General features: G+C 54.6%; 21 protein-coding genes. 11 read left to right on the plus strand and 10 right to left on the minus strand.

The genetic code is table 11. From position 1 onward, the window contains the following. Positions 1-7: 7 nt before the first annotated feature. A complete protein-coding gene (locus MKX63_RS05435; protein ID WP_341015784.1) occupies positions 8-409 on the minus strand; it encodes a RidA family protein in 402 nt (133 codons plus the stop codon). 517 nt (positions 410-926) lie between these two features. Between MKX63_RS05435 and MKX63_RS05440 the strand changes: the two genes are divergently transcribed. Next, on the plus strand, positions 927-3038 hold the full coding sequence (locus tag MKX63_RS05440; protein WP_341015786.1) for a TerD family protein: 2112 nt from the start codon (positions 927-929) through the stop codon (positions 3036-3038). A gap of 350 nt (positions 3039-3388) precedes the next feature. On the opposite strand, the gene MKX63_RS05445 is transcribed toward MKX63_RS05440, so the two are convergent. Continuing rightward, positions 3389-3889, minus strand: coding sequence for a hypothetical protein (locus tag MKX63_RS05445; RefSeq protein ID WP_341018688.1), 501 nt, complete (start codon positions 3887-3889; stop codon positions 3389-3391). Further along, a complete protein-coding gene (locus tag MKX63_RS05450) occupies positions 3777-4475 on the minus strand; it encodes a VOC family protein (protein ID WP_341015788.1) in 699 nt (232 codons plus the stop codon). The genes MKX63_RS05445 and MKX63_RS05450 overlap by 113 nt, the downstream gene beginning before the upstream one ends. Positions 4476-4708: 233 nt before the next feature. On the opposite strand from MKX63_RS05450, the gene pnuC reads away from it, so the two are divergent. From pnuC to MKX63_RS05470, 4 genes are read left to right on the plus strand one after another with little or no spacing between them, the layout of a single operon-like run. Further along, positions 4709-5386, plus strand: coding sequence for a nicotinamide riboside transporter PnuC (gene pnuC / locus MKX63_RS05455; RefSeq protein ID WP_341015790.1), 678 nt, complete (start codon positions 4709-4711; stop codon positions 5384-5386). Beyond that, a complete protein-coding gene (locus MKX63_RS05460; RefSeq protein ID WP_341015793.1) occupies positions 5383-6393 on the plus strand; it encodes an AAA family ATPase in 1011 nt (336 codons plus the stop codon). Before pnuC ends, MKX63_RS05460 begins: the two co-directional genes overlap by 4 nt. Before the next feature lie 26 nt (positions 6394-6419). Next, the gene (locus MKX63_RS05465; protein ID WP_341015794.1) at positions 6420-7313 is read left to right on the plus strand and encodes an NUDIX hydrolase; all 894 of its coding nucleotides are present in this window, start codon (positions 6420-6422) and stop codon (positions 7311-7313) included. A 58-nt stretch (positions 7314-7371) separates the two neighbouring features. Beyond that, the gene (locus MKX63_RS05470; protein ID WP_341015796.1) at positions 7372-7812 is read left to right on the plus strand and encodes a DUF6097 family protein; all 441 of its coding nucleotides are present in this window, start codon (positions 7372-7374) and stop codon (positions 7810-7812) included. A 65-nt stretch (positions 7813-7877) separates the two neighbouring features. Here the strand turns inward: MKX63_RS05470 and MKX63_RS05475 are convergent, their stop codons facing one another. From MKX63_RS05475 to MKX63_RS05500, 6 genes are all read right to left on the minus strand, one after another. Further along, positions 7878-9275 (minus strand): HAMP domain-containing sensor histidine kinase, encoded by a 1398-nt coding sequence (locus MKX63_RS05475; RefSeq protein WP_341015798.1) that lies wholly within the window; start codon positions 9273-9275, stop codon positions 7878-7880. Continuing rightward, entirely contained in the window at positions 9263-9925 is a 663-nt protein-coding gene (locus tag MKX63_RS05480; RefSeq protein ID WP_341015799.1) for a response regulator transcription factor, read from the minus strand. Before MKX63_RS05480 ends, MKX63_RS05475 begins: the two co-directional genes overlap by 13 nt. Before the next feature lie 33 nt (positions 9926-9958). After that, the gene (locus tag MKX63_RS05485) at positions 9959-10717 is read right to left on the minus strand and encodes a lantibiotic immunity ABC transporter MutG family permease subunit (RefSeq protein ID WP_341015800.1); all 759 of its coding nucleotides are present in this window, start codon (positions 10715-10717) and stop codon (positions 9959-9961) included. Between the two features lies 1 nt (position 10718). Beyond that, the gene (locus MKX63_RS05490) at positions 10719-11447 is read right to left on the minus strand and encodes a lantibiotic immunity ABC transporter MutE/EpiE family permease subunit (RefSeq protein WP_341015802.1); all 729 of its coding nucleotides are present in this window, start codon (positions 11445-11447) and stop codon (positions 10719-10721) included. After that, complete coding sequence (locus MKX63_RS05495) at positions 11440-12156, minus strand: lantibiotic protection ABC transporter ATP-binding protein (protein ID WP_341015803.1); 717 nt, start codon at positions 12154-12156, stop codon at positions 11440-11442. Before MKX63_RS05495 ends, MKX63_RS05490 begins: the two co-directional genes overlap by 8 nt. Positions 12157-12290: 134 nt before the next feature. Next, positions 12291-12548, minus strand: coding sequence for a GlsB/YeaQ/YmgE family stress response membrane protein (locus MKX63_RS05500; protein WP_036722871.1), 258 nt, complete (start codon positions 12546-12548; stop codon positions 12291-12293). Between the two features lie 300 nt (positions 12549-12848). Between MKX63_RS05500 and MKX63_RS05505 the strand changes: the two genes are divergently transcribed. The 3 genes from MKX63_RS05505 (at position 12849) to MKX63_RS05515 (ending at position 15804) form a co-directional block, all read left to right on the plus strand. Continuing rightward, a complete protein-coding gene (locus MKX63_RS05505; protein WP_341015804.1) occupies positions 12849-13547 on the plus strand; it encodes a response regulator transcription factor in 699 nt (232 codons plus the stop codon). 23 nt (positions 13548-13570) lie between these two features. Beyond that, complete coding sequence (locus MKX63_RS05510; protein ID WP_341015805.1) at positions 13571-14944, plus strand: sensor histidine kinase; 1374 nt, start codon at positions 13571-13573, stop codon at positions 14942-14944. Between the two features lie 116 nt (positions 14945-15060). Next, complete coding sequence (locus MKX63_RS05515) at positions 15061-15804, plus strand: hypothetical protein (RefSeq protein WP_341015806.1); 744 nt, start codon at positions 15061-15063, stop codon at positions 15802-15804. A 116-nt stretch (positions 15805-15920) separates the two neighbouring features. Here MKX63_RS05515 and MKX63_RS05520 read toward each other — a convergent pair whose 3' ends face one another. Then, positions 15921-17015, minus strand: coding sequence for a GntR family transcriptional regulator (locus MKX63_RS05520; RefSeq protein ID WP_341018528.1), 1095 nt, complete (start codon positions 17013-17015; stop codon positions 15921-15923). Positions 17016-17296: 281 nt separating this feature from the next. On the opposite strand from MKX63_RS05520, the gene MKX63_RS05525 reads away from it, so the two are divergent. Genes MKX63_RS05525 through araA form a run of 3 tightly spaced genes read left to right on the plus strand, consistent with a single transcriptional unit; the run spans position 17297 to position 21088 of the window. Further along, positions 17297-18910 (plus strand): xylulokinase, encoded by a 1614-nt coding sequence (locus MKX63_RS05525; RefSeq protein ID WP_341015807.1) that lies wholly within the window; start codon positions 17297-17299, stop codon positions 18908-18910. 3 nt (positions 18911-18913) lie between these two features. Further along, positions 18914-19609: an L-ribulose-5-phosphate 4-epimerase gene (locus MKX63_RS05530; RefSeq protein ID WP_341015808.1), complete on the plus strand. Its 696-nt coding sequence runs from the start codon at positions 18914-18916 to the stop codon at positions 19607-19609. A gap of 54 nt (positions 19610-19663) precedes the next feature. After that, positions 19664-21088, plus strand: a complete 1425-nt coding sequence (gene araA / locus MKX63_RS05535; RefSeq protein WP_341015809.1) for an L-arabinose isomerase — start codon at positions 19664-19666, stop codon at positions 21086-21088. Positions 21089-21202 lie beyond the last annotated feature (114 nt).

Here is a 21202-nt window from a genome sequence, read left to right on the forward strand (position 1 = left end):
CTATCCTCTATCCTGCGGCCCACACATCCAGCTCGATTTTGATTTCAGGGAGCCCTAATCCTTGGATATAGGCAACCGTCATGGAGGGAGGCGTGTGGCCGAATACATTATTCCAGATGGAATAGAAATGATCCCAATCGATTTCCTCCGTGGCCCAGATGTTGATTTTGATGACATGGTCCGGGGTTAGCTGCTGTGAGGACAGGATGTCCACAATATTGCTCATCGTATTCGTAACCTGCTGGTTGAAATCTGCGGGGATATTATTGTTCTGGTCGATTCCGATTTGACCGGAAAAGACGTACATTTCAGCATCCCGGCTGATCTTGGTCACATGGCTGTAGCTTCCAACCGGTTTTGCTATATTTTCAGGGTTATATCTTTGGACGACCTTATTATTTAAATTCATGATGGTAAGTCTCCTTTTAAATGGGCTGTTTTTGTTAGAAAATAGACAGACTTGTCCCGTCCGCATAAATTCTAAAAGAAAACAGCAGTCGAATACCCGATTCCGGCAGACAGATATCGAATCGATCTCTTTTTCATCAGGTATCCCTCCTAATCATTTAAAATTTAACTTACTCTATGAATGATAACATACCCTCAAGAGAAACTAAAATACAGGGTGCGATAAGAGGCGAGACATACCATAAGTTAAAATTTCCCTCTGTCGTAATACTTTCGCCCTGTTGGCCCGCTGGATCGTGTGCGAAGATGGAAACATCAAACGGCTGCAATATCGCCGGGAGATCTTCAGGCTATTGCGGTCCTTCCTTCTACTCAAATTGGATGAATTAGGGCCGCAGCGCTCCTGAAGGATGCTTATCTTGAGAGGAGGCGTCCAGGCTATTGTATTCCTTCCTTCTACCCAATGGAAACCTTAAACCGTGTAGGGATACGGCTCTCCTGGACACTGTACTATGAATATGATGATGAATAGAATCTACCTGCGCAGAGCAGGCAAAATGATGGTGAAATATTCCGCTGACACTGTTGATACGAAGCAGCTCCCAAAGGGGTACTTGGCCGCAGCCCTCCGCAATCTCCAGGGGCTGGGGTACACGTTGTCGCCTGCCTTGTTCCGGGCGGTCCAGAGGCTGTCCCGCGAGGCCTTCGAGCAGCTGTACCATCCAATGATTGCAGATGTGAAGCGGATGGTTGGGGCACATGTGAATTATGCTCCGATGTATCCGGGCTTCCCGGAGCAGGTCATGCAGGAGGATGAGGCGGAGCTGTATTTCAATGCAATGTTCCATTACTATACCTGGGAAGTGCCATACGATAAGCCTGTACAGAAAGAACCGCTTCAGGAGCAGGTAACGCTGAAGGTCATTGACCTGGGGAGCATCACAGAGTTCCGGACCCTAATCCGCCAGCTGATGGAGGCCAGGGGCTCGATCTCGGCAGAGGATCAGAAGGATATCGATGCCGTTATTGCAAATACACCCGCAGCAGAGCTGGATGAGCTGCTGCCGCCCGAGATTCCGTTCAAGGAGAATGCCGGATTCGTAGCCGCTTCGCTGCTTAAGCATGAGAAGGCCGATGTGGGCCGGATCAGCCCTTATTTCAAGACAGCCACCGATGTATTGCGGTTGGCGGTGGCTTGGTCGGAAGGCGATGTCAGCCTGGCCGCACCTACCCGCTTCCGCAAGTTCAAGCGGCTTGAGCGCCGGCTGCTGCTGGGGCTCCTGGAACGGTGCCAGACAATCACCGAGGATATGCTGCGGTACCGGGAGCGCTGGATTCGCCTCGGCGAAATCCTGCACCCTTCGGAATACAAGCAGCGGTATGTGCGCTGTGAGGAAGCTTTTGCCGTGCTGCGTAATAAAAAGCCCTTCACCACCTATAACGGAAGTGTAGAGCTTGCCCTTCAGTACCAGCAGCTCTGGACGGCACTGGACCTGCTGGCGAAGCGCCCGGGCGAATTCGCACGCCGCTTGGCGAAGCTGCTGCGGATGACCCGCGAGCCGGAGTACGTGGTGATGGCCTTCAGAGAAGTGGCAGACCAGGTATCCACCCCGGTGCTGCTGCAGGTGAAGAACTACTTTGCGCACCAGCGGGAGCTGCCGGAGCTGAGAGTGTTTTTCCCTAAGGGAAATGTCGCCAAAGCCTGGGCTACCCCGAACACCCTGCCGGAGATCAGTGAAGAAGACTGCCGGGATATGGTGGACCTGTGCGAGCAGACGCTGGTGGCTCGGTTTGCGGCCCAGCCGTCTTTGGGAAAGGTATATGTGGATGAGCGCCTGAAGGACTATCTGGTGCCGTTCTCCCAGCGGTCGGCCAGCAAAGCGCTGCATACGCTGGTACGGGGAAGCCGGATTCCGATGGAAGAAGGGAACACGGTCCGTTTCTTCTGCTGGTGGAAGGAAGGGAAGATGGACGGTACCCCTACAGGCCGTGTTGATATCGACCTGTCTGCGGTGGTGTACGACCAGAACTGGAAGTATATAGAGCATATCTCTTATACGAATCTGCGCTCGGCACAATATCGTGCAGTCCATAGCGGGGATATTGTAACGGCACCTTACGGGGCCAGTGAGTTCATTGACCTGCATATTCCTTCTATTGTTGAGTATGGCGGAAGGTATGTGGTGGCTTCCCTCCATTCTTTTACAGGCCAGCCGTACTGCAATCTGCCAGAGTGCTTCGCGGGGTGGATGATGCGGAAGAAGCCGGGGTCCGGTGAAATTTATGAGCCAGCCACGGTATCGAACAAGATTGATGTCACAGCGGATACTCAACTCGCCATTCCTGTCATACTCGATCTGGTGGAGCGCACCGTCATCTGGACTGACCTGTCTCTGACCAGAGACCCGTTCTATCCGAATAATGTGGAGGCGAACCAGAAGGGGATGGTGATTATCGGGAAAGCAATGACCTCCTTGAAGAAGCCTGATCTGTATGATCTGTTCACGCTTCATGCCAAGGCCCGGGGCGATCTGGCCGCGTCACCGCAAGAGGCGGATACCGTGTTCTCGGTGGACCAGGGAGTCACTCCGTACCACATCGAGCAGATTATGGCCGAATATGTGGTGTGAGCAGAGCGTGCAACCTGTTTGTTCAAAAGAAAGGGGTGTCTCAGCCATACATGGCGTGGGACACCCCTTCTTTTATTAAACCGAATACGAGTAATATTTATAGAGGAATCCTGCAAAAAATGCAACAATGCCTCCCTATTGAAGCGCTCTAAGCTGAAATCCTGCACGAAATACAACAAATCCAGCGCGAACTCGCTCTAACCACTGAAATTTGTGCAAATCATGCAACATTGTAATTCAGCCAGTATCTTTTATAAAGAAATCCTGCAAAATGTGCAACAATGTTCTCCTTACAAGCGGCCGGTGAGAGAAGGCGCCAGTATTCTTCACCCGTTAGGGTGGTTTTGTCCCTACTCAATCTTAATTCCATACCAGCCGTCGGCCAGCGGAGTCAGCTTATACTTCACCGGCTCTGCTGCATAGGTCTGCTGAACCATGCTCTGACTTGCGCAATACACAATATGATAGGTGGGGCCATGCTCCCTTTCCCAGCCGAATACGAACCGGAGGAGCGGCTTCCCGTTCTGCCTGCTGTAGCGCACGAAGTCCAGGCTGTCCCCGGACCATGCAGCGATCTGCCGGATCTTGTCTTGCAGGCCGGTATTCATACTGTCATGGAGCTGGGAGGCAGCGGCATTCCCATTATTGGAATAGATGAACGTATTCCCGATATCGCCCCGTTCATCCAAGCTGTCCATCAGCAGCAGGATCTCCGACTTCACGGCCTCAAACTGCCTGCTATGCTCGCGGAATAGTTTGTATTTCGCCTCGGAGGAATTGTAGCCGATGATGGAGCCTGCGCCTGCAAGCACCAGTATAACTGTAATGCAAAGTTTCCAGCGGTTGGTCATGCTCTATAACAACTTCCACGGGCGAAGCGATGGCGGCCTCCTCTGTAGGGAACCAGGCCCGGCCTTCCTGGACGAGCACAAATACGCCATACGAATCGCCATAGAACGCTATAGTCTCTGAGGCTCTTGCCATTTCGTCCTTAATCATGTGTATCTGGAAGCGCAGTTCATCTATATGTTCGGCTGGCAGCCCAATTTCCTGCACCCGCAGCCAGCCGTTCTCAAGCGCAGACCTCTCACCGGAGGGCAGAATTTCCAGAATGTTGCCTTGCGGGTCCCGGAAATAGAGCTGCTTGCGTTGCCAGAGCCCGGAAAAGAATTCGGTCTGCCCCTCTTCATCCTGCAATAGGGGGACATGAGCCTGGATGGTATCCAGGACTCTGCCGAAATGCAGCTCATCTACATAGAAGGCATAGTGATAGAATACGTGCTGGGAATTATTTTCAAAAGAGATTACGCTCTCGCCCGCACTCACCGCAAACGATGTATCGCTCTCTTCAATTACTGGCATCTGAAGAACTTCACTGTAAAATGTCTTCATATCCTCCAAGTGATTGGTTCTCAGCTTCAATTGTCTGATCTTCATGATTGTCCTCCCTTAGCGGTTCTGAATTCTGCTGTGCAAAGATTCTTCATATTGTAGCGTACAGCCATTGAGCCTGTCGATAAGGAGAGTGTAAGCTCCATTTCCAGAATTGTGGAATGTAATGCTTGCATCCCGCCATAAAATCTGTTATCTTGATATTAACAAAATGTAATTATCAATTAGTTAATAAGTAATCAGTTTTGAGGGGATGCAGAGGAATCGGAGGGATGAGCATGAAGAAGGCACTCGGCAACTGGAGCGGGTTTGAACTCGCCTGGCTGGTGATATTTACGCTGATTGCGGTTGTTTTTACGGTGATCTCCAAGGATTCGCTCTTCGGGTTCACGGTCTTCATCACCGGGGTACTATGTGTAGTGCTGACGGCGAAGGGGAAGCTGGCAAGCTATGGATTCGGGATGTATAATACTTTTGGTTATGCTTATCTGGCCTATATCAACGGATTATTTGGCGAGGTTATGCTGAATCTGCTATTCTTTGTGCCCATGAATATTGTAGGCTTTTATATGTGGAAAAGAAACATGCAGGGCGGCAAGCTGTCCATGCGCCAAATGGAGTCGAGGGGCATTCTGCTCACCATAGCAGTCTGTGTGGCGGGGGCACTGCTGCTGGGCTTTGGCTTATCGTTCATTCCCGCGCAGAATTCACCTTATATCGATGCCCTGACTACCGTGTTATCGGTGGTGGCAACGATCCTGATGGTACGGCGTTTCAAGGAGCAGTGGCTGGTCTATATTGTGCTGAATATGTTCACCGTGCTGCTCTGGGTGATCCGGACGCTGGAAGGCAGCGGGGAGGGTCTGCTGATGATTGTCATGTGGAGCGCCTATCTGATTAATGCAGTCTACGGCTACTACAACTGGAATAAAGGGGCTAAGGAGGCGCTGTCATGAAGACACTTGGATTAACACTCGGGAAGTTCGCTCCGCTGCATAAAGGGCATCAGTTCATGTTCGAGACGGCGCTGCGGGAGGTTGACGAGCTGATTGTGGTGATCTATGAGACGACCGTCTCTCCGGTGCCGCTGCAGGTTAGGGCCAACTGGATTCGCAAGCTCTATCCTGCCGTCCGGGTAATAGAAGCCTGGGATGGCCCTGACGGATACTCCGATGACAGGGAGCATGAGATCCGGGAGGAGCAGTATATTCTCGGGCTGCTGAAGGGCGAGCGGGTGACGCATTTTTATTCGAGTGAATTCTATGGAGAGCATATGAGTCTGGCACTGGGCGCTATTGACCGGCGGGTGGATGAAGCGAGGGTGCAGGTGCCGGTATCGGCCACGATGGTCCGTTCCGACCCCTACAAATACCGTGATTACGTAAGCGGGAGTGTGTACCGCGATTTGATTACGAAGGTCGTGTTTGTAGGGGCGATGTCTACCGGTAAGTCGACGATTACCGAAGCACTTGCCCGGAAGTACGGCACGTCCTTCGCCAGCGAATACGGGCGGGATTACTGGACGGACCATCAGGTGGACCGGCGGATTGGGCTGGAGGCTTTTGACGAGATTGCGGTGGGGCATCTGGAGCGGGAGGAGCAGGTGCTGCTTGAGGCCAATAGGTATTTATTCGTCGATACGAATGCGATCACCACGTATATGTATGCGCTGGATTACCATGGGAAGGCTCCCGAACTGCTAACCCGGCTGGCCCTGGAGAATGCGCAGCGCTACGACCTGTTCTTCCTGTGCGAGGATGACATTCCGTATGACGATACCTGGGACCGCAGCGGGGACCAGAAGCGGCATGTATTCCACCAGCAGATTATCGGGGACCTGAAGGAGCGGCGGATTCCCTATATTCCGCTGCGGGGCACCCTCGAAGAGCGGATGGCCAAGGTGGACCGGGTGCTTGCCGCGTTCAAGCCGTACGGGAATTATTTCGGAGAGCTGGAGCATTGAGCCAGTGACAGAAGGAGGCGGAGAGAGTGGAATTGAGAGATGGTAACGGACTTACAGAGCGTGAATTCCTGGATCAGTACCGGGCCGGCGACTATGAGCGGCCTTCCGTGGCGGCGGATATGGTGATCTTCACCGTTACAGATACAGCGGCGGACCAGGAATCTGAGGCTGGGGCGAAGGAGCTGCGCCTCCTGCTGATCCGCAGAGGCGGGCACCCTTGCCTGGGCAAGTGGGCGCTGCCGGGCGGCTTCGCCCAGCCGGACGAGACCACGGATCAGGCGGCCGCACGCGAACTGGAGGAGGAGACCGGCGTCACCGGTGTATATCTGGAGCAGCTTCGCACCTTCTCTGACCCCGGGCGCGATCCCCGTACGTGGGTGATCAGCAGCAGCTATATGGCGCTGGTCGACAGCCGCCATATCCAGTTAGAGGCCGGAGATGATGCCGAGGCTGCGGCCTGGTTCAAAGTAAGCTACCAGCTCCGGCAGGAGCATAAAGAGCTGCTGGAGCCGGGCTGCATCCGCACCCGTACCTATGAGCTTCGGCTGGAAGCCGCAGGCCAAGCGCTAACCGCGGTGATCGAACAGACGGTGACGGCTACTCCGGCGGCCAGATCGGTGCAATATGCCGTCTTGTCCAATGACGGACTCGCTTTTGATCACGCCAAGATCATTGCCTATGCCATTGAACGGCTGCGCCAGGAGACGGAAAGAACAGGAATCGCGCTGCTCTTAATGCCTGAGCAATTCACCCTGGCGGAGCTGCAGCAGGTCTACGAGGTGATTGTCGGCCAGGAGCTGCCGAAGGCGGTCTTCCTGGATAAGATGGCTGCGCGTATAACTGCGACCAGCCTGTACACAGAGCATACGGAACACACCCCCTCCCGCCGCTTATATCAGCGGAACTGGGGCGAAGCTTAAGTCCAATATTGGAGATAGAACTAATCCCATACTGATAAACTACAGGAGGAAACCATCCATGAACGCAGGAAGAGCAATAGTAAGAACAATGGAATTCAGCCACGAACTCGATGTGCTGCACAACTACATTACACAATCCAAGATGCCGGTGCGCAAAAGCGACTCCTTCGATAAGCAGGTCATGCTGCTCGAAGAAGCCCAGGGTGAAAGCGCGTTCCAATCCACCTACAAAAAGATGAAGAAGGTCAACATCCTGTCCGGTCTGTTCGCCCTGCCGGTGCTGCTGGTGGTTGCCATCGCTGCAATCTACGGCAGGTATATTAACCGGGGTTATGATGTGTTCGGCTATTTCGTGGATCATCCGGTGCTGTATATCGTACCCGCCGCGCTGATCGTAGTGACACTGGTGCTGGCCTTGTACCATTCGGCACTTCGGCGGAAGCTGTATGGCCGGATCTACCCGGAGCTGAAAAGAAAGCTGGAAATAGACGCCGCCTAAGCGCAAATTCAAAAGGGGATGGCCCCCAGCCTTGCGGCTGGACCGGCAATCCCTTGATATTCGATTTACTCCATCCCCGGACTGCGCTGCTGCCCGGGCAATGCAATGCGCATCGTGACCTTCCCGCCCCCTCCGGGGGCGGCGTTGCTGAGGCTCAGGGTGCCTCCGTGCTGTTCAGCCACAGAGCGCGCAATGTAGAGCCCCATTCCGTGATGATCTCCGGAGCTGCGGCTGGGATCGCCCCGGTAGAACTGGTTAGTCGCCTCCCGGAGGTCGGCCGCCGAGAAGCCGCTGCCGGTATCGGTAACCGTGAACTGAACCGCCGCCGCCTCGCCCTGGACAAGTAGAGCGATACTTCCCCCGGGCGGGGTGTGCTCGGCCGCATTGAATATCAGGTTCATGATTCCCCGCAGCAGCAGCTCCTTGTGGATGTACAGGAATTCCGGCAGCTTCTCCTGCCGGACAGAGGTCTTGAGGTCCCTGCCCGCAGCCAGGGCCTTCATCTGCAGCTCCAGCTCGGCCATGATCTCTGCCGCCGGGACCCGCGCCTGCTGGCGGGATGAGCCCGCCTGCAGGCTGGACAAGTCAATGACCTCCTGCACGAAGGCTTCGATGTCTTCGGCGCTGCGGCGGATATAGCCGCTGTATTCACGCTGCGGCTCCGTCTCTACAATCTCCTGCAGCAGCTCGGCATTGCCCCGGATAATGGTCAGCGGCGTCTTAATATCGTGGGCCAGCGCGGAGATCTGCTCCCTGCGGGAGCGTTCCAGCTCCCACTGATTCTCCAGTGAAGTCTGCAGGGCATCCTTCATCCGGTCCAGTGAGCCTAGGACCTCGTCAATCTCCTGGATGCCGCTGGGCTGGACGGTGAACTCCAGATTCTCGCGCCGGATGTTCTCGGTCGCTTCCTGCAGTCCGGCCATCCGCTCCGAGAGCTTCCGGCCGAACCGGGCCGCGAGCAGGGCGGCCATCAGCAGGAACCCGAGCACGAAGAGCAAGGGCCCCAGGAGCTGGGGATTCGGCAGCGCGCTGCGCAGCAGGGGAGAAGCATACTGCGGTGTCAGAACATAGCGGAAGATCCACAGCTCCTGTCCATGCTCGGCGGTGGTGTAATAGTAGGCGCTTCTGTTGTTCCCCTCCCGGACAATTTTCCAGGCTTGCTTCGCCTCTTTAGCATTCAGATTGCCGGCCAGCGGCTTCCCTTCTAAGGTGAATACGGTGTACTCCAGCCGGTCTGGGACCCGGGGAGCCGCATTTGTTCCACTAGCAGCCAGCTGTTGCTTGAACTGGGCGATCTCCTTCTCGTCATAGTTGGCAGGCAGCAGCGCTCCCCGGGCGAACGCCAGTGTGAATGCGCCAAGCAATACGCCCAGCAGCAGAACGGTACCGAGACTCAACAGTAGCAGGTAGTGCAGGAAAAAAGTGCGCAGCCGCACGGTTTTGCGTTGTTTTACAGCTTCCATTTATATCCGATCCCCCAGATGGTTTCAATGGCTTCAAGCCCGTACCGGCCCAGCTTGCCGCGGATGTTCTTGATATGCTCCGTAATGGCACTGCTGTCACTCTCCCCGTCGTATCCGAAGACCCCTTCATAGATATTCTCCTTGGAGAAGACCTGACCGCGGTGGCGGGCCAGAAACTCGCAGATTTCATATTCACTTTTGGTCAGCGGCACCTTGTCCTCCCGGGCGTACAGCTCTTTACCGGAGAGGTTGAAGCGCACAGGGTCCATGTACAGAATGTTGCGCTTCTCCCGGCTCTCCCGCCGCAGATGAGCGTTGATCCGCGCCCGCAGCGCACCTATGCCGAAAGGCTTCATAATATAGTCATCCGCCCCCAGCCCCAGTCCGAACATCAGGTCACTTTCCAGCGTCTTCGCCGTCAAGAAAAGAATGGGACAATCCACCGCCGTGCGGATCTCCCGGCACAGGGTAAAGCCATCCACGCCGGGCATCATCACATCCAGCAGAATCAGGTCATATGCACCGAGGTCAGTCCCGCGCACCAGCGTGGAATCCGAGAAGGTGGTTACCAGATGGCGGTCGGTACTGAGCGCGTTGGCTATCAGGGACAGGATGGCGGGTTCGTCGTCTACCACAAGTATTTTGGCCATAGTTATGGATTCCCTCATTTACAGATTAGTAGGCTAGTTATCCGCAGAACGGCCCTCCCACTTGTAGAACCATAACATACTTAGGAGGCCCGCAGCTATCGTTGCTCCTATGCAGATGGATACGCCGGTGGCCAATCCCGTGTCGGCAAAAGACGGCAACCCTCCCGAATGCTGAAACTCCAGCAGGGAGAGGAAGCGGCCCCCCCAGGCGAAGGGGATATACGGCCACAGGATATCGCCAAGACCGGTCAGCATCAGGGCAGCGAGCAGGCTTCCAGTGATTCCTATGCCGATAGAGACGCCCCGGCCGAAGCGCAGGCTGAGCGCGAAATGAAGCAGATAGAGCAGAATATTGCTTGCGAACAGGATCACGGACCCGGTGAGATAAAAGAGTATGCCGTGCCGGTCCTGCCCCAGCATTCCGGCAAAGCCCACGCTGAAGAGGACGAAGATCAGCAGGACAGCCCCCAGGCTGAAGCCCAGCAGGAGCAGCAGCTTGCTTGTATAGGTAGTGCTTCTTGCCGCAGGCAGAGCAAGCATTCCCTGGAATCCTCCGGTGCTAGCCTCCTGCTCCGCCGCCATCGCACAGACCAGCCCGATGAGGGTAGGAAACGCACAAGCGACTGCCTGCATGAACCCCATCACCTTGCCCGCTTCACTGGCAGCAGAGATGGAGTAATAGGCCATGAACAGACCGGCACCGATCAGCGGGGTCAGCAGATGGATCAGGAGAAACGGGGTGCGCCGCATTTTGAGCAGATCGGCTCTGAGCAGACCGGGAAGTGCATTCATGCTACTTCGCCTCCTGTCTACGGAACCATAAGGTGGTCAGCAGGAACAGAATGGCGAACCAGCCGAGAGAGACCAGGGTACCCGGAAGAATCATATCCGTGCTGCGCAGCGGGCTGTCCGCAGGGACCGGCAGGCCGTTCGGCAGGATGGACAGCACCGGACACATGAGCCTGGCGGTAATCGTATAAGGAATGTAATCCCATAAGCCGCCCCTGTCGAATTGAACTACACCCACAATAGTACCGGCCATATTCAGCAGGACCGCTGCGAATAACCCGAAGCGGGCCGCCAGGAACAGGCACAACGGAATCTGCCACAGGAAGGTAAGGAAGATCAGGGCGCTGCCTGCCAGGCTGCTCATCAGTGGAATCGTCTGCCCGAACAGCAGGCCCCCGGCGGTAATGCCGATCAGGAATACAGCTAGAGTAGTGAGCAGCCAACCGGTGCAGGCAAGGATTTTGCTGGTCCAGAGCGTACCCGGTGTAAAGGGTAAGGCCAGCAGTCCGCGGTATTTCAGCTTCGCATCCTTCTGCAGCGCCAGCGAACAGACCAGGCTCAGCGCTCCGGGAAGGAACAGGGTGTACCACCAGTTGTAGGAGCCGTTCTGGACATCGATTCCACCCATAAGCGCCACACAGAGCAGAAGCGCAATTGACGGGGCAAGCCAGACCAGCTTGGGAATGAAGGTACGCCGCCATTTCAGGTGTTCCGCCCTAACGATATTAAGCATGGGCTGCACCCTCCCTCCGGTGGGCTGCGGCGACCTGCATGAACAGCGCCTCCAGATCCTGATCCGGGGAGACCGCTCCCTGATAGCCCAGCACGCCGCCTGCGATAATGCCGATATGGTCGGCGGTCTGCTCCACCTCGGAGAGCAGGTGGCTCGACAGGATGACGGTGATTCCCTGCTCCGGGAAGGAGCGGATCAGCTCCCGCAGCTCCTGAATCCCGATCGGGTCCAGCCCGTTCGTCGGCTCGTCCAGAATCAGCAGCTCCGGCTGGTTCAAGAGGGCAATAGCGATGCCGAGCCGCTGCTTCATGCCCATGGAGAATTGTCCGGCCCGCTTCTTGCCGGTTGCGGTCAGATCGACAACGGCAAGCACCTCATCAATGCGCGACTGCGGCAGTCCGAGCGCCAGTGTGCGCACCTTCAGGTTCTCTCTGGCGGTCAGATTCTCATACAGCGGCGGTGCTTCAATCAATACGCCTATCCGGGTTAAGTCCTGCCGGGTCCATTCATGCCCCTGGAAGCGGATCGTGCCTGAATCGGGATGCAGCATCCCGGTAATCATTTTGAGCAGGGTCGATTTGCCTGCACCGTTCGGACCAAGCAGCCCGTAGACGGAATTGCGTGCAACAGTTAACGATACGTTGTTGACGGCTGTCTGGCGCTTGAAGCTTTTACATAGATCCTGTATTTCCAGAATATGATCCTGCATAGTATATCATCCTTTCTCTCCCCCTACTCTAAAGGCAGATTCTAAGGATTCTGTAAGGATGACATGGCAGAGCCCCCTGCCTGGGGTGAACAGGAGGGGCTCTGTGTTGACTTTACAGCGGCCGGCGGGAAGAATTAACGGCGACGGAAGGCGCCGCCGCGGGCCAGGGCAAAGAAGATCAATAGCGCAACGATGGAGCCGATAATGGCCGGAACAATGTGGAAGCCACCTACTACAGGGCCCCTTGGACCAAGCAGCTCGGAACCCAGCCAGGAGCCGATGAACCCGGCGATTACATTGCCGAGTACGCCTCCCGGAACATCACGTCCGATCAGATTGCCGCTTAGCCAGCCGATTAGTCCCCCTACGATGATTACCCAGAGCAGATACATTGATTTGTCCCCTTTCTAGTTGGTTTATTCAAGGTATGTTGAAATAGGGATAAGGTGAACCATCTGCCGAAGGTTTATTTAAATAGGATAATGTATATGTTTCACGCTATACATTATCCTTCTATTTCTCGCTGAAACGGTACCGTCCTTCAAAAGGACAGCAAAGCCGTTTCCACTTGTTGCCAAGCTCTAACAGGACTGAGAACCGAACGTAATGGGTCGTAAGCGGGGGTTAGAACGGTGACAGAGAGTCTAACGTTCTCCCACGGTGTTAATATTAGGTATAGGAGGAGGGATCGGATGAACAAAATTCTCGTAATCGATGACGAAGCGGCCCTTAGAGATCTGATCGAGCTTGTGCTCCGCAGAGAGAATTATGAGGTGCGGACGGCAGAGAACGGAAGTGAGGGGCTTACGGCCCTGGATGCTTTTCAGCCGGATCTGGTGGTGCTGGATCTGATGCTGCCCGATTGCTCCGGCTATGACCTGTGTAAGGAGATCACCAAACGGCAGGCGGTTCCCGTCATTATGCTGTCGGCCAAGAATGAGATTATAGATAAGGTGCTGGGGCTTGAGCTGGGGGCCGAGGATTACATGACCAAGCCGTTCGATAACCGGGAGCTGCTGGCACGGATTAAGGTGGTGCTCCGGAGAGCCCAGAACAGCGGTCTGCCCGCAGATGGTGAAGATACCCGGATCACTCATGAGGAGCTGACCTTCGATCTGGAGACCCGGGTGGTGCAGAAGAGCGGCGTTCCGGTGGCTCTGACGGCCAAGGAATTCCGGATTCTGGAGACGCTGCTGAAACGCCCGGACAAAATCTATACCCGGGATGAGCTGCTGGAGCTCGTCTGGGGCTATGATTTCATGGGGGACACCCGCAGCGTGGATATGACCATTATGCGTCTGCGGAAGAAGCTGGAGGATGACGCGGAGAATCCGAAATACATCCGTACCGTATATGGATTCGGGTATCAGCTGGGAGGTGGCTCCGCCTGAAATACGCGACCCGGCTGGTGCTAATGTATTTGCTGTTCTCGGTGCTGTCCTTTGCCGTTATCATTCTTTCGGTGAATAAGGCAATTGACTATTTCAGCTTCGTAACGATTGAGAAGCAAATGATGGAGAAGGCGGATCTGGGCGAGATGTCCTTCAGGGAGGTACTCTCCAGGCACGAACAAGAGGTGGATGCCGGGCAGATGGAGGCAGTGGCGAGAAGCGCGCTGGAGACGTTAAAAGCCTCCGTCAAGGAGGTGCGCATCTATGACAGCAGCCAGAAGCTGCTGGGACTCGCTGTTGACGGGATTGTGATTAATAACAAGACCCCCGTTGTTTTTGCCGGGAATATCCAGAACGCCCTTAAGGGCAATTATGCCTATACGGTCTCCGAGGATCACCTGCTGTACTTCGCGGTTCCGATTCAAGACAAATATTATCAGAACAGCTATGTGTACGAGTTCGTGGAGGATGTCTCTTATTTCTATACAATGATGGACCAGATCCGCTATATCCTGTTCGCCGGTGCAGGAGGGTTCATTATTCTGATTACGCTCTCCAGCCTGTTCATCGCCCGCAATACGACGAAGCCGATCAAATATCTGCTTGGCGCGACAGAGAGCTTCTCCAACCAGCAGTTCCGGGAGGTGCGCCTGAACAGGAAGGATGAGCTGGGCATGCTGGCTGCGGGCCTGAACCGGATGGGCATTCAGCTCAGTGACTATATCCAGTATCAGAAGCAGTTTGTCTCGAACGTATCCCATGAGCTGAAGACGCCGCTCGCTGCGATCAAGGGGTTCTCACAATATTTGTACGAAGGTGAGGACGAGAATGAGGAGCTGCAGCGGATCTACTTCCATCTGGTGAATGAATCGGACCGCCTGACCCGGCTGGTCAATGAGCTGCTCATGCTGTCGCGCTTCGATAAGGCAGGGCAGGATGGTATCGATGCCGAGAAGACAGACCTGGCACAGCTGGCCGAAGGGGTAGCCGCCGGATTGAGGGCCAAGGCGGACAGTAAGGGGATAGAGCTTACGATCCGGCAGGGACTGCCCGTCTTCGTCTATGTCAACCGGGTATTGATGTCCCATGCCATCGCTAATGTGCTGGACAATGCCATTAAATACTCCGGTCCCCGTACCCGGGTAAGCATTGAAGCTTCGGTCCGGGGGCAGGAAGCTGTCGTGCAGATCAGCGATCAGGGCATCGGAATCAGCGCAGATGAACTTACCCGCGTCCAGGAACGCTTCTACCGGGCACGGAATGCCAGCGCGGCAGGCGGAACGGGGCTGGGGTTATCCATCTGTAAGGAGATCGCCGAGAAGTTCGGCGGGCACCTCAGCATAGAGAGCCAGCTCGGAACCGGAACCACCGTCTCCATCCATCTTCCGCTCCTGTGAACAGGCGTTACAAGAATGATACAACTCTGTTATTACACTAATAAATGGTTTTCGTATACTAACCTCATACCAAACAAACAACGCGCCAAACGCGTACATTCATGGAGGGATTACTTATGGGAACATTTAAAAAACCGGCAGCGCTGCTGCTGTCCGCAGTATTGTTAATGACACTTCTGGCCGGATGCCAGTCCAATTCAGCTGCTCCGGCGGCCACTCCTTCGGCAGAACCTACAGCTGAAGCGGTGTCCACACCGGCACCGGAAGCTTCGGCTACCCCTGCTGCTGAGCCTGCGGCAACTGAAGCTGCTACAGCTGAGCCAACCCCTGCGGCTACAGCGGCCAGCTCCGAGGCGATCAAGGAAGGAACCATTGAGAAGGAAGGAAATGTGATTCTGAAGGAGCTGGCTTTTGTCCATAAGGATCACACCATCGCCCTCTCCGACATTGTGGATGATGCTAAGCTGGAGAGTATGCTGGGCAAGGCAACGGCGAAGAAATCGCACACATATTCCTTGGATGACGGTAAGAATATGGATACCCTGATCGGCAGAACAGAGAACACGTATACCTTCCCGGGCCTTGAGATTAAGACAATTGATTCGGGTGATGGCAAGCAGTTCTACATCTTCAGCATTAAGATTACTGATCCGAAGTACACTACGGTCCGTAATATCAAGGTCGGAGACAGCCTGGATACACTCAAAAAAGCCTATCCCGAAGGCAAGCTGACCGGAGACGGGGCACCTGAGGAAGAGGATGACTACCGGTTCGCCCCAAGCAACTATGTGGATTATATCCTGTTCCATGTCAAGGGCGCTAAGATTGAAAGCATAAGCATCTCTACGCTGCTGGACTAAGCCTATCCCCCGGTTCAGCCGGATGAATTAAGAACAGCCCTGCCGCTTCACGGCCTGTAACGATCATGAAGCGGTCAGGGCTGTTTGTCTGTGTATTTATTTCCGGACGGACTACCCTATTCCGCTGGCGCAAGCACCCGCACCGTCTCTCCCTCTATCAGTTCAGGCAGATAGTAGGTGCTGCTTTTCAGATCTTTTTTACCTTGAAGCTTCTTAATGACCCATTCGGCCGCATCCCGGCCCATCTGCTCCTGCGGGTGGGTTAAGGTCGTCAGCTTGATGCCTGCGTTCTTGGCGATATAGGAGTTGTCCTGGCCGATAATCGACAGATCCTCCGGGATCGAGATCCCAAGCTCGCGGCACACCTTGACCACTTCCAGCCCCACTTCATCGTTATAGCAGACGATAGCGGTCAGCGCCTCTCTGTTATCTGTCAGGAATTGCTCCAGATTGGCCGACAGCGCCTGCTTCGATTCCGTATCGAAGGAGAGCACCTGCTCCGGGTGGAAGCGCAGCTTGGCTTCGCCGAGCGCCTTGATATAGCCCTTCATACGGTATTTGCCCTGGAGATCATCCATTTTGGCAATAATCCCGATCTGGGTATGCCCCTTCGAGATCAGCTCCCGGGTCGCCAGATAGCTGGACTGTACATCATCCAGACAGAAGAACGGCACCTCCAGCTCCTCATAATAAGCGTTAATCATGATGAACGGGACATCCTGCTCCTTGAACGACAGGTAGTAGGCGATATTCGGGTTGTACAGGTTGCTTTTCGTTGGCTCAATAATCAGCCCGTCTACCCCGAAGGACAGCATCATCTCCAGCGCCTTCTTCTCCTGGGCCACATCATTATTGGTGCTGGCGAGAAGCAGGGAATAGTTGTCCTCGTTGAGCCTGCCTTCAATCCCCCGGATAATGGAGGGGAAAATATAATCGGAGAGGTACGTGGTTATTACGCCGATGGTCCGTTTGCCCGCGCCATTCCCGGATTTGGACCGGAACTGGTGGCTGACATAGGTGCCTGAGCCCTTTTCGCTCCGCAGGAACCCCTCGTTGGACAGCTCCAGAATGGCCTTCCGCACGGTCTGGCGGCTGACGCCGTACATCTCCTGCAGCGCCGACTCCGTAGGAATTTGTTCGCCTACACTGTAGGTGCCGGACAGGATATTGCTTTTGAGTTCATCGAATATGATCTGGTACTTGGTTCGCACACGGGTCACTTCTTTCATAGTTGTTCTTATTTGAAATGGATAAATTATTGTAGTTGTACGTACATATTATAGCTTGAATATAAGCTTAATATCCTCCGGTGTCTACTATATCTAATGATTTGCGTAAAATAGGGGTGTTTTTCCGGTAAATTTGTAGGTATATCTTATATCTATTGTTGACAAATGTACGAACAAAAAATATACTAAACCTGTTCATAAAGGAAGCGCATTCTTTAGATTGGTAAGTAACACAGTTTGGTTCAGAGAGGAGTAACGTGGGCATGGATCAGAACATCAAGCAAGCGATACTTAAGGGAGAGACATCACTGGGTATCGAATTTGGGTCCACACGTATCAAGGCCGTCCTGATTAATGATGGATTCGAGACGGTTGCATCCGGAAGCTACGAGTGGGAGAACCTGCTGGAAGGCGGATATTGGACGTATCCTTTGACGGATATTATGAAGGGCCTGCAAGCGGCTTACCGCGAGATGAAGCAGGAGGTTGCACAGAAATACGGGGTTACGGTTACTACTGTCGGTTCGATCGGATTCTCAGCAATGATGCATGGATATATGGCCTTTGACAGCGCGGGCGAGCTGCTGGTTCCGTTCCGGACCTGGCGTAATGCTACAACCGGTGCGGCGGCCAAGGAATTAACAGAGCTGTTCCAGTTCAATATTCCGGAGCGCTGGACCATTGCCCACCTGTATCAGGCTATTCTGAACGGGGAAGAGCATGTTCCGCAGGCAACGTTCGTAACGACGCTGGGCGGATACATCCATTGGCTGCTGACCGGCAGCAAGGCGATCGGGATTGGCGATGCCTCCGGGGTCTTCCCTATAGATGAAGCTTCGCAGAATTACCATCCGGCCATGGTCAGCCAGTTCGATGAGCTGATTGCCGCCAAGAATTACCCTTGGAAGCTGAGTGATCTTCTGCCCAAGGTCTACGCTGCAGGCGAGCAGGCAGGTGTGTTAACAGAAGCCGGTGCTAGACTGCTGGATGAGTCCGGGGACTTGCTGGCAGGCATTCCGCTCTGTCCGCCGGAAGGCGATGCCGGAACAGGAATGGTCGCTACGAATAGTGTCCGCAAACGGACTGGTAACATCTCTGTAGGCACCTCCGTATTCGCCATGATCGTACTGGAGAAGGACCTTACGGCGGTATACCCTGAGATTGACATGGTGACTACCCCGGACGGCAGTCCTGTGGGCATGGTACATGCCAACAACTGCTCCAGCGATATTAACGCCTGGGTCGGCTTGTTCCGGGAATTCTCGGAGGCGATGGGCGTCAAGGTTGATCCGGCGCAGCTGTTCAGTGTTCTGTTCAATAAAGCGCTGGAGGCAGACGCCGATGGCGGCGGCTTGCTCAGCTACGGATATTTCTCGGGTGAGAACATCACCGGGCTGGAGAAGGGACGGCCGCTGTTCGTCCGTTCGCCGGAGAGCCGGTTCACGCTGGGCAACTTTATGCGGACGCATTTATTCTCTGCTTTTGGCGCGCTTAAGATCGGTATGGATATTCTGACCTTGAAGGAGCAGGTGTCCATCGACAGCATTCTGGCGCATGGCGGCTTGTTCAAGACGCCTGTTGTCGGACAGAGAATCGTAGCTGCTGCGATGAATGTTCCGGTCTCTGTGATGTCAACAGCCGGAGAAGGCGGCGCGTGGGGGATGGCGATTCTGGCTTCTTATATGAAGAACAGAGCGCAGCAGGAGCGTCTGGATGATTTCCTCGACCAGAAGGTCTTCAAGGATATCGAAGGCGAGACCATTCATCCGGTTACGGCGGATGTGAAGGGCTTTGAATTGTTCATGGAACGCTACACGGCGGGTCTGGCGATTGAGCAGGCCGCTGTAGATCATCTTGTAGAGAATGGGGGGAATTAACACATGCTGGAGCAACTGAAGGAAGAGGTATGCGAGGCGAATCTGGAGCTGCCTAAGCACGGGCTGGTCAAATACACCTGGGGCAATGTGAGCGCGGTGGACCGGGCGAGCGGCCTGTTCGTCATCAAGCCGAGCGGTGTCAGCTATGACAAAATGAAGCCGAGTGATATGGTCGTTGTGGACTTTGACGGCAATGTGGTGGAAGGAGAGATGCGGCCTTCTTCAGATACAGCTACTCATGCTGTACTCTACAAGCATTATGCCGAGATCGGCGGTATCGTGCATACCCATTCTACGTGGGCAACCATCTGGGCTCAGGCCGGACTGGATGTTCCGGTTATGGGGACGACACATGCAGACACCTTCTACGGTTCTGTACCGTGTACACGGTTCCTGACCCAGGAAGAGATTGACCGCGGGTATGAAGCAGAGACCGGGCATGTGATCATTGAGACTTTTGAACAGCGGGGGCTGGATGTCATGGCGATTCCCGGCGTTCTGCTGAAGGGCCATGCGCCGTTCACGTGGGGCAAGGATGCCCACGCCGCTGTGATGAACAGTGTGGTGCTGGAGGAAGTGTCCAAGATGAACCACTTCGCCCGCCAGCTGAACACCTTCGCCGAGGAGCTGCCGCAACGGATTCTGGACAAGCATTATCTGCGCAAGCACGGCAAGGACGCGTATTACGGGCAGAAGTAACTGACTTTTACCAAACTAATTTTCACCAAACTAATAGAGAAGAGGATGAATGATATGTCGACAGTAAGTGACAAGCAATTCTGGTTCGTCGTAGGATCGCAGCACCTGTACGGAGATGAAGCGCTGGGTGAAGTGAAGGCTCATGCCCAGGAAATGACCGATGCGCTCAACAATAGCGGAGTGCTTCCTTATCCGCTGGTATTGCAGGATCTGGCCGTTAGCGCAGACAAAATCACTTCCATCATGAAAGAAGTGAACTACCGTGACGAGGTTGCCGGTGTAATCACCTGGATGCACACCTTCTCCCCGGCCAAAATGTGGATTCGCGGCACGAAGCTGCTGCAGAAGCCGCTGCTGCACCTGGCTACCCAGTACAATGAGAGCATTCCTTGGGCGACCATTGACATGGACTTCATGAACCTGAACCAGGCTGCCCATGGCGACCGTGAGTATGGCTTCATTAATGCCCGTCTGAAGAAGCAGAATAAGGTCGTTGTAGGATACTGGGAACGCCCGGAAGTCCAGAAGCAGATTGCAGAATGGATGGACGTTGCCGTAGCTTATAACGAAGGCTTCAACATCAAGGTTGCCCGCTTCGGCGACAACATGCGTAACGTTGGCGTGACCGAAGGCGACAAGGTAGAAGCCCAGATCCAGTTCGGCTGGACCGTAGACTACTTCGGCATCGGCGATCTGGTGGCTTATGTGAATGAAGTGAAGCAGGAAGAGATCGATGCCCTGTTCGCAGAATATACCAAGCTGTATGCCGTTGATTACGGCACGTACAGCAAGGAAGATTGGGAAGCCAGCGTGAAGGTGCAGGCGAGCTATGAAATTGCCCTTAAGCGCTTCTTGGATGCAGGCGGCTACAATGCCTTCACCTCCAACTTCGAGGATCTGCACGGCATGAAGCAGCTTCCGGGTCTGGCTGTTCAGCGCCTGATGGCCCAAGGCTACGGCTTCGCCGGTGAAGGGGACTGGAAGACCGCTGCCCTGGACCGTCTGATGAAGGTGATGAGCCACAACCTGAACACCGGGTTCATGGAAGATTACACTTATGAAATGGCTGCCGGACAGGAAGCGATTCTTCAGTCCCACATGCTGGAGGTTGATCCGAGCCTGGCCGCAAACCAGCCGAAGATCATCGTCTCCCCGCTGGGCATCGGCGACCGCGAAGACCCGGCCCGTCTCGTCTTCGACGGTAAGGCAGGCGAGGGCGTCGTGGTATCGATGGCCGACTTCGGCACCCACTACAAGCTGCTGATTAACGAAGTTACCGCCTTCGAGCCAACCGTTCCGGCTCCGAAGCTGCCGGTAGCTCGCGTACTGTGGCAGGTAAAGCCTAACTTCCAGGACGGCGTTAGAGCCTGGATCGAGAACGGCGGCGGCCACCATACCGTTGTATCGCTGAACCTCACTACTGATCAGATCGTTACCTACGCCAAGCTGGTAGGACTGGAATACGTGATTATTAAGTAATAAGAGTTACTTGTTAGAGTAAAGCATGTTAAGAAGAGCGAAGGGGCGTATAGCCCTCTCGCTCTTTTTGTTTGGCAGGTATGGTGGCGCGGCGGCAGTATGCAAAAGATATCT

It is taken from the genome of Paenibacillus sp. FSL R7-0179 (genome assembly GCF_038002265.1).
Lineage (GTDB): Bacteria > Bacillota > Bacilli > Paenibacillales > Paenibacillaceae > Paenibacillus_AQ.